The sequence below is a fragment of the Nostoc sp. genome (genome assembly GCF_036916655.1).
GTDB lineage: Bacteria > Cyanobacteriota > Cyanobacteriia > Cyanobacteriales > Nostocaceae > Nostoc.
Genome location: NZ_JBALFY010000073.1, coordinates 1 through 13,795, shown reverse-complemented (window position 1 = coordinate 13,795; position 13,795 = coordinate 1). Strand labels below are relative to the sequence as shown.

Sequence of the window (13,795 nt, the reverse complement as noted above, 5' to 3'; positions counted from 1 at the left end):
TAATTTCTAAAGTTGGGTTTTGTTTGAGATTCCCTACTTAGACGATCTTATGGCAATTGGCATGATCGCGATCGTCAGCGCACCTCCAATTCAAAAGTGAAATTGAAAAAATCCGATTAATTAGCAACTTGAGTTATCAGGGATTGAAACAAAGAAATGGTTTAAGGTGGGCAGTAGCCCACCTTAAACCATTATTGACCTAGCAATACTTTAAACAGCTGCTTCAGTAGCAGACTTACCAACCAGCATTGCGGTATTTTCGTCACTTTCAAGGATACCGAATTCAATCAACAACTCTTCTAACTCTTCCATCTCAATGGGAGTAGGGACAGTGAGGTTCTTATTGTCGATAATCTTGGTAGCCAATGTCCGATATTCGTTACTTTGATTGCTATCAGGTGCATACTCGTTAACAGTCATCCGGCGCAATTCAGCGTGTTGAACAATGTTGTCACGAGGTACGTAGTGAATCATTTGGGTGTTCAAACGTTTTGCCAAGGTTTCGATTAAATCGATTTCCCGGTCAACGTTACGGCTGTTACAAATCAGACCACCCAAGCGCACGCCGCCTGTGTGAGCATATTTGAGAACACCACGAGCAATGTTGTTAGCTGCATACATTGCCATCATTTCACCAGAGGTAACGATGTAGATTTCTTGTGCCTTACCTTCACGGATAGGCATAGCGAAACCACCACACACAACGTCACCCAAAACGTCATAACTTACAAAATCAACATCTTTGTAAGCACCATTTTCTTCCAAGAAGTTGATAGCGGTGATAATACCACGACCAGCACAACCTACACCAGGTTCAGGGCCACCAGATTCCACACAACGTACATCGCGGAAACCGGTCAGCATGACTTCTTCGAGTTCAATATCTTCTACAGCGCCACGTTCAGCAGCTAATTGCAGAACACTTGTTTGAGCCTTACTATGTAGCATCAAACGGGTAGAGTCCGCTTTAGGGTCGCAACCGACAATTAGAATGCGTTGACCCATTTCAGCCATAGCTGCTAGGGTGTTTTGAGAAGTGGTAGATTTACCAATACCGCCTTTACCATAGAAAGCTATTTGTCTAATTTTTTGGTCAGTCATGGTTGTGTTTTCCTACAATGATTTAGTTGATGAGTCGGAAGCTTGATGTGAGATATTCACCCTTGGTGCTGTAGGGAAGTAGAGCCTGTTGGCGATTGCACCCTGGCAAAAACATTTGAAATCAGAACATATTTACCCACGAAACGTAAACGCAGAGTGGCTTGTCGTCAGACATGCCTTAAGAGATAGAAAAATCTAGTCTCCTAATAACGAAGTCTTTGAAACTATGGCTTCAGCATTATCAGCTGTTGTAAGCAATCCCAAATGGTTGCTCAAGCCTCAAGAGTGGTTGCAGCTGGAATTCAAATGAACGCAGATTTGTTCCTTGAACCACACAACCAACCAAATTGCAATCCACTCTTAAATGGTCGCTGCAACTTTTCTGATTTTGTTGATGTCAAGTAACCAAGAAAATCTATAGCGCTTCTCGTTTCGTGATTGATGTAGCAGGATAAATTTCAGCCTAAGATTAGCAGTTACAGATGCAGTAATATCATGCCTGCACAGACAACCCCTAACACTGTAGCTTAGATAATATCTTGGTGACTTTTGACAGTATGGTTAAATTCCTCGAAATTATGGAACGACACCATTCTGCTTGGAGTTTTCGTTCCAAAAGTCAACAACTGCTTCAACTTAGTTTGCGGTTGAAAACCTTTTTTCTCGCAAGACGAAGTTAGTAAATATTCTGTATTTCTATTGAATTGTCAGGCTGTACTAAGAGTCTTTCTTCCCAGACTCCAAGAGTAATTGCCTTTTGCGAGTAATGCTCTAGCTAGGTTAGCCAACTCTTATTGACTTATACCCAGATAAATTTTGATTGACTTCAAGTTGTTACAAAGGCTACTATCGTACTCAATCTAGTTTTAGATTTTCGTTACCAAAAGATGTAGCTAATTGAAGGGGACTTACCAGAGCAAAAAAACTTTCTTGAGCTTGCCTCAAACTTTTCTTGAAGTCTTTTTGTGTTTTTACTTGTTTGATTCCTATAAAAACCATAACATACATCTCACTAATTAATTTGCTGAATTTCAAATTATTTATCTATTTAATAAAAGATTATCCTTAGAACCTTTAATAGTCATAAGTTACGTCTTCGCTCGTCGCTAATTAATAAAATTATTTTTCATGGACAATATGTGCAGCTAGATACTTTTGGGTATTTGATAAAAGTGCTTAAAACTAATGTTTGATAAAGAAAACGTAATTTATGATTTTTGCAGTCAAAAGTTTTGTAAATAAAGTCAGATCCAGTTTTACCCATGCTTGGGATGAACCAGAAAGCCCTCATGTAGAGACGCGGTGAATCGCGTCTAAAAAACTGGCACGTTATACAGACGCGATAAATCGTCGTCTCTACAGAAAATATACTCGTCAATTATTCCTTGACAGACTACTATTGCCAACTTGTGTGTACACCGTAGGCAATCACGGGGGAGTGCCGCAACTTAGACTTTCGCCCAAGCTTCTAAATATCCCGATAAATTAGAGGAATTTTATGATTGACATGATTCACGCAATGTGTTAATAATAATAGTTTGTGGAAACTTTACTTCTTAATATAAGCTCTTGGCTAACGTCATTGTCATAGGTGCCCAATGGGGCGATGAAGGAAAAGGTAAAATAACTGACTTACTCAGTCGTTCCGCAGATGTTGTGGTGCGTTACCAAGGGGGTGTCAATGCTGGACACACGATTGTAGTTAAAGGTCAGACCTTTAAACTGCACTTGATTCCCTCTGGTATTTTGTATCCAAATACCGATTGCATTATCGGCTGTGGAACAGTGATCGATCCACAGATTTTGATCGCAGAAATCGACCAACTAAAAGATTTAAATATTTCCACTGACCACCTGCTGATATCTGAGACAGCCCACGTAACCATGCCTTATCATCGGTTGATTGACCAGGCATCGGAAGAACGACGGGGAAGCCATAAGATCGGCACAACAGGTCGGGGCATTGGGCCGACTTATGCTGACAAATCTGAGCGTACAGGCATTCGGGTTTTAGACTTGATGAACCCGGACGGGCTACGTGAGCAGTTAGAGTGGACGATTAATTATAAAAACGTCATTTTAGAAAAGCTTTACAACTTGCCGCCTCTAGATCCACAAGAGGTGATTGAACAGTATTTGGGTTATGCAGAACGCTTGCGCCCTTATGTTATTGATACATCGTTGAAAATATACGATGCGATTCAGCGACGGCGCAATATTTTGTTTGAAGGCGCACAAGGTACGCTCCTCGATTTGGATCATGGAACTTATCCTTATGTAACCTCCTCTAACCCGGTAGCAGGTGGGGCTTGTGTTGGTGCAGGGGTAGGGCCGACAATGATCGATCGGGTAATTGGGGTGTCAAAAGCCTATACAACTCGTGTCGGAGAGGGGCCATTTCCCACTGAGTTAGATGGAGAGTTGGGAGAGTTGCTGTGCGATCGCGGTGCCGAATTTGGCACAACCACCGGGCGCAAACGGCGCTGTGGCTGGTTTGATGCCGTCATTGGTCGCTATGCTGTGCGGATTAATGGCATGGATTGTATGGCGCTGACCAAACTAGATGTTCTCGATGAATTAGAAGAAATCCAAGTTTGTGTCGCTTATGACATAGATGGACAACGCAGCGAACACTTCCCCACCAGTTCCCGTCAATTTGCGAGATGTCGCCCCATCTACAAAACCTTACCAGGATGGCAAGTGTCAACAACTGACTGCCGCACCCTAGAAGAATTGCCAAAACGGGCATTGGACTATCTCAAATTCTTAGCCGAATTGATGGAAGTTCCGATCGCGATCGTCTCACTAGGAGCCAGCCGCGATCAAACCATAATCGTAGAAGACCCTATCCACGGGCCCAAACGCGCTTTATTGCACCCCGACGGCACACCTGCTACCCTACTTAGTGCGTAAATTTAGTCATTAGTCATTTGTCATTGGTCATTAGCAAATGACTAATGACAAAGGACAAAGGACAACTGACAACTGACAAAGGACAACTTCTATGGCTATTACAGTCGAATCTCAAAAACGTCCAGAAGGCAGTAAGCCAAGAGCTTTGCGCCGCGCTGGATTGATACCTGCCAATTTGTATGGTCATAAAGGTACAGAATCTATTTCTTTGACCATTGAAGCTAAAACTGTTGAGCGTTTGCTCAAAAGAGCTTCCGTCAACAACACATTGATTGAGTTGAATATTGCTGATGCACCTTGGCGCGGCAAAACCTTGCTGCGGGAACTTCAGATCCATCCAGCCAAAGGTACGCCTTATCACCTCAGCTTTTTCGCGGTTGCCGGCCACGGCGACACCACTGTAGAAGTACGTCTGCGGTTTGTGGGAACTGCTATTGGTGTTAAACAAGAGGGTGGTGTGTTAGACACCGTAATCACTGAATTACAAGTGAGTTGTGCGCCAGAAAACATCCCAGATGTCATCGAAATCGATGTCTCTAACCTGCAAATTGGAGATAGCTTGAGTATTAGTGATATACCCTTTCCTGAAGGTGTTACACCTCTAGCTGAATCAGAGCGACTTGTTGTCAGCGTTTTGCCACCACAAATTAGCGCTGAAGACGCTGGGACTGAAACTGAAACTGAGGCAGCTTCTTAAGCTAGTTAAACTGTGTAATAATTTTTGATGACACCAGGGGGAAACTCCTGGTTTTTTTGTATTTCAACCGCAGAGGCGCAGAGAGCGCAGAGAACAGAGATGACAGAAGCGACTCTTCCACCTTTAATTCAGCAAATGTTGCAGCCGGGATTTTATCCCCATCCGGTAACAGAACCTATCCAACTAATTCAAACCCACGCTTCTTATCTGCTGTTAACTGGGGATTACGCTTATAAGCTGAAAAAACCTGTGAATTTTGGCTTTTTGGACTTTTCCACCTTAGATAAGCGGCAGCATTTTTGTCAGGAAGAGTTACGGTTAAATCAGCGGGGTGCTGGTGAACTGTATTTAGAAGTTTTGCCTATAACTTTGGTTGGGGAGCAATATCAGTTAGAGGGAACGGCCGAGGCTGTAGAATATGCGCTGAAGATGCGCCAGTTTCCTCAAGAGTCGCTATTGAGTACACTTTTTGAAGAGGGTAAGTTAAATGAGACACGCCTAGATGAGTTGGGGCGGGTAGTGGCTAAATACCATGCTGAAGCAGAAACGAATGATTATATTCGTACTTTTGGCGAAGTGGCAAATGTCCGAGCTGCCTTTGATGAGAATTATGAGCAAAGTGAGAAGTACATTGGCGGCCCCCAGACGCAGACGCAGTTTACAGAAACAAAGCAATATACAGATAAATTTTTTGCCGAACGTCCAGAATTATTTGCTAGTAGAATTCACAACGACTATATTCGCGAATGTCACGGGGATTTACACCTGAGAAATATTGCCCTGTGGCACGATAAAATTTTGTTGTTCGATTGCATTGAGTTTAATGAGCCGTTCCGCTTTGTCGATGTGATGTACGATGTGGCGTTCACGGTGATGGATTTGGAAGCTCGGCAACGCAAAGATTTGGGTAATGCGTTTTTGAATTCGTATATAGAGCAAACTGGAGACTGGGAAGGTTTACAGGTGTTGCCTTTGTATTTAAGTCGTCAGGCTTACGTCCGAGCTAAGGTGACATCATTTTTGTTAGATGATCCGAGTGTACCTGCGACAGTAAAGGAAGAAGCAACAAAAACGGCTGCTGACTATTACAAACAAGCTTGGGAATACACTAAACCAAACCAGGGACAACTAATTTTGATGTCGGGGTTGTCGGGTTCTGGTAAAAGTACCACAGCAAGGTCTTTAGCCCGTCAACAGGGAGCGATTCACTTGCGTTCGGATGCGGTACGGAAGCATTTAGGGGGAATTCCTTTGTGGGTAAAGGGTGGCGATGATTTGTATACGCCGGAGATGACTGCGAAAACTTACACACGGCTGTTAGAATTGGGAATTATCTTGGCTAAACAAGGTTTTTCGGTGATTTTGGATGCCAAGTATGATAAACAACATTTACGGCAAGAAGCGATCGCACAAGCTACAAAATATCAACTTCCCCTTCAGATTATCCAATGCACAGCACCCCTTGAAGTTCTAAAAGAGCGCTTGAACAATCGCACTGGTGATATTGCCGATGCCACTGCCGATTTATTAGCCTCACAAATCAAACAAGCTGAACCTTTTACTGAAGAGGAACAACCTTATGTGAAGATTTGGGATACAACTCAAACACAACAGGCACAATTAAAATAATTCGTAATTCGTAATTTTCGATTCAATTACTAATTCATAATTCGTAATTAGTTAGTTTTTTATTCTATGGCAGACAAAAAGAACGACTTTTTCAGTATTTCTCCTAGCTTCTTTTCTCAACTATTATTTGGGGCATTTTTAACATTTATATTAATTATGACCGGCTCCGCACCAGCCCTGAGTATCTTCTTAGGAATTATGGGCGGTTTCATTTTAAGCTGGATCACCAACGTAACTGATAATAGCCCCCAGGCTCCAGCGGTCGCTTCCTCTGATGGTGTCGATACAGGATTGAAATACTGGTTATTTTTCATGCTGGGTTTTGTATATTTAGGCTATCCAGCACCCATGAGTATCTTGCTAGGTGGATTAGGCGCTTTAGCTGGAGGCTGGATTACTGCTTGGTGGGGAAGTAAAGAAGAAACTAGAACTCAGTTGCAAGTTGAAGAACCAGAAGATGGCGAAGTTGAACCAGTAAACGAGAGGATCAACAAACGTCAAACAAGAAGGGCTGGCCGCCGTTACCGTCGCGCTCCTGGAAGTAGTTTTAATTTTAAGTTTTGGGAAAGGTAGTAATTTGGGAATTGGGCATTGGGCATTGAGAAGAGGCAGAGGGGCGGAGGGGGTAAAACTCCTCTTCCTCATCTCCCTACTCAATTTTAAAGGTTTCCAGCCTATCTCGGTGAACCCAACGTCTCAGGGATTCACCAGTAGTCTTTAGTACCTGAATTTGGACTTGTTTTTGACTGAATTTGATGATTTGAGCAGGAATCTTGTGAGTATAGGTGTGCCTTGTACGAGACTTGTAGTTCCAGATCACCTGCTGTCCTGGTTCAAATTCCATTACTATCTCCTGATGGGACTATGAGCCTAACTTGAAATAACGAAGGTTAAAGGGTTTCGTCTTGGAATCGAGCGTGAATATCATCAATGGAGCGTTCCATTTTCTTCACCATTCTGGGATAACGCAGTTTTTGAATGACAAGCCATCCAAACCCTGCAACAAAGTACAGTAAGACCAAGTAAGGGAAGGTATTGTAGGGTGCTGCTGGTACTGGAAATAAAGTACTACCAGGAATTCCGACAGTACCAAGAACAGGAATCATCATAAAAACTACGCCTAAGACTGAAAACAAGATATCCATTGAGCGAAGTTTGTTGATGCGATACAAGTAAATTGGAGCAGCAATTGAAACCAAAATATATACAACTAAAAAACCATAAGTGCAAAGTGTCCCTGTGTAACCCAAAATTTCAAAAGGCTTGATGTTAAAGAGGTTCAACGCACTAGGGACTATAAATGTAATCAAGGAACACAGGGCAATTGCCGTGTGGGGTGTCAGGTTAGAATCATGGGCTTTACCCAGAGAATTGTGAAACAAACCATCCCGTGCCATCATGAACACTATCCTGGCTGCTGGATTGATACAAGCAAGAGTACAAGCGAAGAAGCTCAATAATGCACCAATACTAATTAACGTTCCCAATAAGCCTACACCTGCTTGATTTGCTAGAAATGTAAGTGGCTCCTCAGTTTTGCCCAAGTCTACAGAGCTACCACTAAAGCCCAGCACTTCTACATACGCCATGAACATGAAAAATACACCAGACCACATCGTGCTTTGAATCAAAGATTTGGGAATATTTTTCAGTGGTTTTTTAGCTTCATCTCCTAAAGACGTGGAACTTTCAAAACCCGAAAAACCAAACACAACCAGGACAATTCCTAGTGAGATACCACCTGGGGTAGCTCCTTTGAGGGTTAGTTGGGACAGATCAATTGCAAAGCCCTTGTGCGCCCAAACAATCATCCCTAACAACAAAATTGAAACTATAGAGATGCCTTCAAGTACCAGCATCATTTTTGCTGATAACTGAATGTCTTTATAACCCACATACCAAGCCAGAATTGTCCCTAGTGCGAACAATGTTAAAGTATGCGTGTGTATGCCAATATGACCCAGCAAAGATTCACCAAATATTGCAAAGCCAGATAAGGTTGACATCCCGGTAAATAAATAACCCAGAATCAAACCCCAGGCAGACATAACACCTGCTGTAGAACCCAAACCTTTGACAATATAGGAGTATAGCGAACCTGGAGAAGCAGAACGCCGTGCAAATTGGTTAATGTTGACAGCAACAAACAACAGCCCAATCATCCCTAATAAGAAACTCAGCCAAGTTCCGTTACCTGAACTGGCGAAGATTAAACCTAAATTAGCGGCAGGTGTTGTTGTTGGTGCAATCACCGCTACTGATTGGGCAAATACTTCTCCGTATGAAAGACATTCTTTTTTTAAGCCATGAGCGCTCTGATTGATTTTTAGCTCGATTTCTTGAGTCATGTAGAATCTATCCTCGTTATATATTTGAATCCGGCAGGTATGGAACTAAAGCCTAAAACTAACTTGAATAGGTATTGACTACAAAATGCTGATTTAACTTTATGAAACATACTTCATAAGAGCAAATATTCTTAATTATCAAATAGATAAATAAATTTTATCAACTGCCCTTTGGCTTAGATCACCTGATTTAAGTAAGCTCAAAACTACGGCAATACTTCTCGGTTCAGTACAAAAGCAGAGTAAATTAATAATGGTTTTACTAAATAGCGATACCTTTTTCCTTTTCTATTCTCAATACCGTTTAATTCTTAACCGAAAAGTATTGACTTTCCATTATGTTTTTATATCTATCCAAATTATTGCCATTATTTTTCTATCCACTAGGATTAGCGTGTGTAAGCTTAGTAGTCGCATTAGTCACGTTGTGGAAACGACCGCGTACATCTGCGATCGCAATTGCTTTTTCCCTAATTTTATTGCTATTTTGTAGTAACGCCTGGATTGCTAAATCGTTAGTGCGATCGCTAGAATGGCAAAATCTTCCACTCGCTCAAATACCTAATGCAGAAGCGATTGTGGTTTTGGGTGGTGCAACTAAATCAGCTTTTTTCCCAAGACCTACTGTCGATTTGAGTGAAGCAGGCGATCGCGTTATCTACGCTGCACAACTGTATCTTCAGAAAAAAGCGCCTATTATCATTCTCAGCGGCGGCCGCATCGATTGGCGTGGCAGTGGTTCACCAGAGTCGGCAGATATGGCAACAATCCTCACATCTATTGGTATTCCTTCTGAGGCAATTGTTCAAGAACCCGACTCTCTCAATACTTATCAAAATGCTGTCAATGTCCGAAAAATTTTGGAGTCTCGTGGCATTCGTCAGGTATTATTAGTAACTTCGGCAATGCATATACCGCGATCGCTTCAGATTTTCCGGCGTCAAGGAATCAATGTTATTCCTGCACCGACTGACTTTCTGGTGAGTGAAGGTGAGTTGCAAGAACTCGGCAGCACTCCCAAAGCCGCTATACTGAATTTATTACCTGATACCGACAACTTACACCAATTTACTATCGCTTTAAAAGAGTATATTGGTTCTTTTATCTATCGCTTACGCGGTTGGCTTTAATTAAAGTTAGGAGTTATGAGTTATGAGTTGTTAATTATTAAGTGCGGTAATTACTGAATTTAAAACTCCCTATTCTTTACAGACGTGATTAATCGCGTCTCTACAAAATCTTATTTTTATGTCTAAAAATTTACCTTATATTATGCCATCCCCTCAACCCCAAGTTGAGGAAGCTTTTGCCTCTTACCAAACAACTCACCAGTTCTACCACGAAGTTCGATCGCGGTCGGAGTTTCAACGTCATTGTGATTGGTATTATACAATGGCAGAACAAAACCGCCAAGAACTTAAAAGAATGCGCGGCGAACTGAATATTTTTCAGTGGTTTCGCCGCCGATAAGTGATTTAGATGATTTCTAACTCATTTTCACGTAAGTGGGCTTTGAATTTTTTACTAAACTGGACTACAACAGGCAGATTAGCGCTTACGGGTCTGCCTTGCCATTGGGTGGCAATAGCTACTACATCGCCTTCTGTGCCTTTGATGTCAAAAGCCTGATTCCGATGTTCAGGATGATGATACACTACTACCGAATCTTTAACGCGGACGCGATCGCCAACTTCCATAACAACATTTACACCTAGCATTTTCTTTTCCACAAGTATCTGCTACAAAATATATGATTAAATCGCTTAGAATTTGATTTAATCAGCTATTTCTTGACGCTTCATCGGGGTGCAACGGCGCATTTAACCCTCTGCGTCCAGGCACGTTTTAGCAATCCGTGCATACTTTTTTAAGTTTTTTGCCACGTTAATAAGTATCGCCCCTAGCTTTCGTCTTTACCCTAAAACAGGGAAATGAAAGAAAATTAGGCGATATCTATTAGATGTGCTTAGTACTTTGACAAGATATCTAACCCTTTTATCTTGACTCTAGGATGTTCCCCAGGTCAACTCTCTCACGAATTTTCGTGCATGGCAGTTACACGCTCAAGGAGGGTGCTAGGGCTAAAGTTTTTGTCAGATCGGTAAGGAGAATGCGATCGCAGAGGTTAAACAGTTCTGCCTCGGTCTGGGTTTGTCGCATCAACCGCAGGAAATGACCTTCAGCGTCAACACTCAGGGCAATGTAGTTGAGGAACATTTTGAGATAGCCGACGCGCGCGCGCTCTGGCATAGTTGCTGCTGTGGGGGTTTGCCATAGCCGCTCAATATAGTTGCGTACCTCCACTAAAGGAACGGGTGCGATCGCCTCTCCTCGCAAAGCCTGCCGAATCTGATTAAAAAGCCAAGGATTCCCGATTGCCCAGCGTCCCACCATCACACCCGCCGCGCCTGTTTGAGAAAGCACTTCAAGAGCAGTTTTCGCAGAGTGGATATTGCCATTAGCTAGCACTGGGCAATGGACTCGTCTTACCGCTTCGCCAATCAAATCATATTTCACTGCTCCGTGGTACATATCTTTCACCGTGCGACCATGCAAACTCAGCAAATCGATGCTGTGGCGATTAATCATATCTAGAATTTCATAAAAGTTATCTGTATTTTCAAAGCCGACGCGCATCTTAACGGTTAAAGGGCGATCGTTCACTGCTTGGCGCAGTTCTCCTAAAATCCGATCCACTTTTTCTGGTAAAAGCAGCAATCCACCCCCAACATTTTTGCGATAGATTCTCGGTGCGGGACAGCCCAGGTTCAAGTCAACTCCAGCGATATTATAGCTACAGAGTTCCTTTGCTGTTCTTACTAAGTCTGGAATGCTTTCGCCAATCATTTGAGCAAAAACGGGGCGACCTGTGTCGTTTTCAGTGATTGATGCCAAAATATGACGATTGAGCCGTGAAGTATCATTGACACGGAAATACTCGGTGAAAAAGTAGTCAGGGCTGCCGTAGTGGGCAATAACCTTCATAAACCAGAGGTTTGTCACATCCTGCATGGGCGCAAGAGCGGTAAGGGGTAGGGATGGATGGAGCGATCGGGGAATATCATGTCCGGTTAAAGACTTATCATTAAGGCAGCAGGGGTGCAGAGGAGCAGAGGAGAGGGGCTTTTGGGCTTGCTGCATAGATTTGAGAATTAAAACTAATTAGCCGGACTTGATAAAACAGGAGTCAGAATTCAGAATGGGCTACGCCCCGCTGCGCTAACAGAATTCAGAATACTCTACCCATAAAGCGATAAAGTTTTAAGGCGAGAATATTTTAATTTTTTTCGCCCACCATTCCACTCGCTTTTAACCAATATTCAGACGCAACTCGAAAATACTCGCTTGCCGCCGGCGCTATCACTCACTCGTACAAAATTCATACTGAATTCTGACTCCTGACTCCTGAGTTCTGAATTCTTCTTATAAAAAAGTGTGTACAAGAAGTATATCCAGGGTAACAACTGGCTTTCACCAGCTTAACTATCGCTAACCAAAATTTACTTGCTTGCTTAAGAAATCTCGAAAGCTGGAATGATAAAAACTGTAGTGGATTTCTCCATCAATTTCCTGGAGTGTTAAAAACTCACGCCAATTTTCCAGAACTTCTTCAACATCATATTCATCAGCATCAATTGTACTAGCAATGCTTCCTGCTGATATGAATGATGAAACTTGCACCAACACACTCAGCACAGATAATTTCAATTCCTTCTCTTGGCTTGACGAATTCGGAGGAATCATTTTGTGCTGATGCTGCTGATAATACGCCTCTAAACCAGCGGGGAGTCGATCAAACTCCTTAGAGATAATAGGTAAAATCTGGCTGAGGTACATAAAATTGTTTTCGCTTTTGGTGGTTAGTTGTGCTGTAAGTTCTTCGTTTTTATTGACGTATTGCCGAATGTATGCTTTTACATCCTCTTGGTTTTGTTGTGGGTATTCTGCTAAGTCAAGAATTTGGGAAGGTGCTTCTATCAACAAACCGGATTGTTTTCGCACGTAAGGACGGCGGGTAAGAAGGAAATAAACGCCACGCGGGAGATATCTGGGAAGATAAAAGAGATTTGAGCCTGGGGTTTGGTTGTTGTAGTTAACAGCATCCAAGGCATCGATAGCAATGATAAACTTTTGCTGTGGTTCTAGCTGGTCGCTGACTTGCTGGAGCAGGGAAGGTAGAGAGGTTTCTTGAGATGTCTGGGCAATTTGCGTGCAGATAGTAGCAATAAATTCCTCAGCGCGATTTTTGCCTAGTAATTGGGCGTTGTAATAGAGAACATGGGGATTTTCTGTGACGTACTTAGCGAGGATGGCACTTTTGCCGCTACCGGGTGTGGCAATTATGGTAAAGTAACCGCGATCGCAACGCTGGAGAAAGTTGGATATAGCGGTGAAGACGAAGGCACGACCAACAAAGTTTTGACTTTTTTCGAGAATGACTTGTTGAAATTCTCTTGGGTAGGAGGGAGTATTGATTGGCGTTGGGGGTCGAGGTGAAGTGTTCATACTTTATTAGACATTCTCCAACCGCAAAAAATACACTCTCCCTGAATAGTCACCAGCCACAATTGTCACCCCATCCGGTGCAATAGCACAGCACATAAATGGAGCTTCTCCTATAAAAGTCCGCTCATTCTCCCCAGTTTCCAGATTCCAGAGTTCGAGTGTGCTGTTAGCAGAAATCACCCGCTTGCCATTCGGGGTGAGGGCTACTGCATTTACCGAGCCACCATAATCTATACCTATAAAAGTCCGCTCATTCTCCCCAGTTTCCAGATTCCAGAGTTTGAGTGTGCTGTCAGTTGAAGCAGAAATCACCCGCTTTCCATCTGGGGTAAAGGCTACTACTACTACTCTTGTCCACCTGTCATGACCGATAAAAGTCCGCTCATTTTTCCCAGTTTCTAGATTCCAGAGTTTGAGTGTGCTGTCATCTGAAGCAGAAATCACCCGCTTGCCATCCGGGGTGAGGGCTACTGCATTTACCGAGCGGCTATGACCGATAAAAGTCTGCTCATTTTTCCCAGTTTCTAGATTCCAGAGTTTGAGTGTGCTGTCATCTGAAGCAGAAATCACCCGCTTGCCATCCGGGGTGAGGGCTACTGCA

General features: G+C 42.8%; 13 protein-coding genes. 6 read left to right on the top strand and 7 right to left on the bottom strand.

Going from position 1 to position 13,795, the window contains the following annotated elements; genetic code table 11:
• Positions 1 to 210 precede the first annotated feature (210 nt).
• Entirely contained in the window at positions 211 to 1,101 is an 891-nt protein-coding gene (gene nifH / locus V7L31_RS21125) for a nitrogenase iron protein (protein ID WP_334698072.1), read from the bottom strand.
• Between the two features lie 1,569 nt (positions 1,102 to 2,670).
• Between nifH and V7L31_RS21120 the strand changes: the two genes are divergently transcribed.
• The 4 genes from V7L31_RS21120 to V7L31_RS21105 all read left to right on the top strand — a co-directional run bounded on the left by V7L31_RS21120 (position 2,671) and on the right by V7L31_RS21105 (position 6,913).
• Positions 2,671 to 4,014 carry an adenylosuccinate synthase gene (locus V7L31_RS21120; RefSeq protein WP_334698071.1) on the top strand — a complete coding sequence of 448 codons (1,344 nt, stop codon included), beginning with the start codon at positions 2,671 to 2,673 and terminating at the stop codon, positions 4,012 to 4,014.
• Positions 4,015 to 4,105: 91 nt separating this feature from the next.
• On the top strand, positions 4,106 to 4,711 hold the full coding sequence (locus V7L31_RS21115) for a 50S ribosomal protein L25/general stress protein Ctc (RefSeq protein WP_334698070.1): 606 nt from the start codon (positions 4,106 to 4,108) through the stop codon (positions 4,709 to 4,711).
• A 99-nt stretch (positions 4,712 to 4,810) separates the two neighbouring features.
• Positions 4,811 to 6,340, top strand: coding sequence for a bifunctional aminoglycoside phosphotransferase/ATP-binding protein (locus tag V7L31_RS21110; RefSeq protein ID WP_334698069.1), 1,530 nt, complete (start codon positions 4,811 to 4,813; stop codon positions 6,338 to 6,340).
• Positions 6,341 to 6,406: 66 nt separating this feature from the next.
• On the top strand, positions 6,407 to 6,913 hold the full coding sequence (locus V7L31_RS21105) for a hypothetical protein (protein ID WP_334698068.1): 507 nt from the start codon (positions 6,407 to 6,409) through the stop codon (positions 6,911 to 6,913).
• Between the two features lie 76 nt (positions 6,914 to 6,989).
• Here V7L31_RS21105 and V7L31_RS21100 read toward each other — a convergent pair whose 3' ends face one another.
• Positions 6,990 to 7,184 (bottom strand): hypothetical protein, encoded by a 195-nt coding sequence (locus V7L31_RS21100; protein WP_334698067.1) that lies wholly within the window; start codon positions 7,182 to 7,184, stop codon positions 6,990 to 6,992.
• A 46-nt stretch (positions 7,185 to 7,230) separates the two neighbouring features.
• Positions 7,231 to 8,688: an APC family permease gene (locus V7L31_RS21095; protein WP_334698066.1), complete on the bottom strand. Its 1,458-nt coding sequence runs from the start codon at positions 8,686 to 8,688 to the stop codon at positions 7,231 to 7,233.
• 338 nt (positions 8,689 to 9,026) lie between these two features.
• Between V7L31_RS21095 and V7L31_RS21090 the strand changes: the two genes are divergently transcribed.
• Positions 9,027 to 9,818 carry a YdcF family protein gene (locus tag V7L31_RS21090; protein WP_334698065.1) on the top strand — a complete coding sequence of 264 codons (792 nt, stop codon included), beginning with the start codon at positions 9,027 to 9,029 and terminating at the stop codon, positions 9,816 to 9,818.
• A gap of 118 nt (positions 9,819 to 9,936) precedes the next feature.
• Positions 9,937 to 10,158, top strand: a complete 222-nt coding sequence (locus V7L31_RS21085) for a hypothetical protein (protein ID WP_334698064.1) — start codon at positions 9,937 to 9,939, stop codon at positions 10,156 to 10,158.
• A gap of 5 nt (positions 10,159 to 10,163) precedes the next feature.
• On the opposite strand, the gene V7L31_RS21080 is transcribed toward V7L31_RS21085, so the two are convergent.
• The 4 genes from V7L31_RS21080 to V7L31_RS21065 all read right to left on the bottom strand — a co-directional run.
• A complete protein-coding gene (locus V7L31_RS21080; RefSeq protein WP_442939373.1) occupies positions 10,164 to 10,385 on the bottom strand; it encodes a ferredoxin-thioredoxin reductase variable chain in 222 nt (73 codons plus the stop codon).
• A gap of 358 nt (positions 10,386 to 10,743) precedes the next feature.
• A complete protein-coding gene (locus tag V7L31_RS21075) occupies positions 10,744 to 11,829 on the bottom strand; it encodes a tRNA-dihydrouridine synthase family protein (RefSeq protein ID WP_334698063.1) in 1,086 nt (361 codons plus the stop codon).
• 348 nt (positions 11,830 to 12,177) lie between these two features.
• A complete protein-coding gene (locus V7L31_RS21070) occupies positions 12,178 to 13,194 on the bottom strand; it encodes an AAA family ATPase (protein ID WP_334698062.1) in 1,017 nt (338 codons plus the stop codon).
• 6 nt (positions 13,195 to 13,200) lie between these two features.
• Positions 13,201 to 13,795, bottom strand: a 595-nt coding sequence (locus V7L31_RS21065; RefSeq protein WP_334698061.1) for a WD40 repeat domain-containing protein, incomplete at its 5' end; no start/stop codon positions are given.